2 protein-coding genes are annotated in these 1,198 nt (G+C 62.1%); one reads left to right on the top strand and one right to left on the bottom strand.

The features are described from left to right. Positions 1 to 103 precede the first annotated feature (103 nt). Positions 104 to 769: a hypothetical protein gene (locus NKI85_RS37710; RefSeq protein WP_352780971.1), complete on the bottom strand. Its 666-nt coding sequence runs from the start codon at positions 767 to 769 to the stop codon at positions 104 to 106. Between NKI85_RS37710 and NKI85_RS37705 the strand changes: the two genes are divergently transcribed. Then, positions 769 to 1,098 carry a hypothetical protein gene (locus NKI85_RS37705; RefSeq protein ID WP_352780969.1) on the top strand — a complete coding sequence of 110 codons (330 nt, stop codon included), beginning with the start codon at positions 769 to 771 and terminating at the stop codon, positions 1,096 to 1,098. The genes NKI85_RS37710 and NKI85_RS37705 overlap by 1 nt on opposite strands. The last annotated feature ends 100 nt before the right edge of the window (positions 1,099 to 1,198 follow it).

Here is a 1,198-nt window from a genome sequence, read left to right as displayed (position 1 = left end):
TTGTGCTGGTGCACAAGCGGCTCGAGGGCTCGAAGTTCGTCTGGCCGCAGGTTCGCGACGGCGTGATGCGCATGTCGCCGGCGATGTTCGCGGCCTTGTTCGATCACGCATGTTGATGCCCCTCCTGGTGAAGCTGAATGATTCTCAGATCAAGGTGGCTAATGGTGTGGTTGCGGAGGTCACGGACCGCATCGATTACGGAAGGCGAGTTTTGGAACAGGTAAGCTCCAGTCGACTGACGGTCGATCAAGAGGCGCTTCTGCCTGATCTGCACGTAGATCCAATTGACGGGGATGTTCAGCCGTGCGGCCAGTTGTGTGGCGCTGAGCGAAGTGAACTCGTGGGTCCATCGGTTGCGCTGCGTCGTTATCCTGATCCCGGCACCGAGCCGGATCCGCTGCACAGTGATCGGCAGGACCTTGTCCGAGCAATTGGGCGAGTGGTGCCCCTCCCGGGTGAGGACGGCGGCAATCTCATTGTCAGGCATGCCGGCCTGCGCGAGTTCGATCAGACGCGCGCGCATCTCTCCACCGCGCGTGAGCTTGGCGACGGAGTTAACCTTCATCTTCACTTCAAGTTCGGTCACCGCGCCGCCTCGCCACACGATCCTGACCAGAGCAACGTCGCGCTCGCCGCGATCGAGAACGATCTTTTCGATCAGGCACCGCAATAGCGCCTTGCGATGAGCATCCGTCGTGGCGTCGCCCGCCCAGATCTGCGGCAGGCAGCCGGACAGGGCGACTACCTTACTGTTGAGGACCTTGCCCAATGCCAATTGCGCAACAGGCAGCTGTGGCGGTCGCCCGCAAGCTCGCCGTGCTGATCTGGCATCTGCTGACAAAGGAGCAGGACTACTTCTGGGCTCGCCCGGCGCTGGTGGCGGCAAAGCAGAGGCAGCTCGCTCTCAAGGCCGGCGCGCCGGGCGAGCGCGGTGTCGGTCGCCGCGGTTCGGCTTACGCCTACAACGTGAAGGAGTTGCGAAACAGCGAGAAAGCCGCGGCCGAGAATGCCGAACGTGCCTACGAGCTAATGGTTCGGCATTGGCGGTCACGAGGGCTGAAGCGGCGCACGGACGCCACAAACGAGGAACGACTATAACGGCTGCGTGGCGGCACTCTCATCCTCTCGCACCACTCTTTGCCACGTGGTCGTCCGTGCCGGACAAATATAGCACAAGGAAATCTGGCGGCACGACCGA

The organism is Mesorhizobium sp. M0571 (assembly GCF_040320985.1).
Classification (GTDB): Bacteria; Pseudomonadota; Alphaproteobacteria; order Rhizobiales; family Rhizobiaceae; genus Mesorhizobium.
The sequence above is the reverse complement of the archived record's forward strand: the minus strand, read 5'-3'. Positions and strand labels throughout refer to the sequence as shown.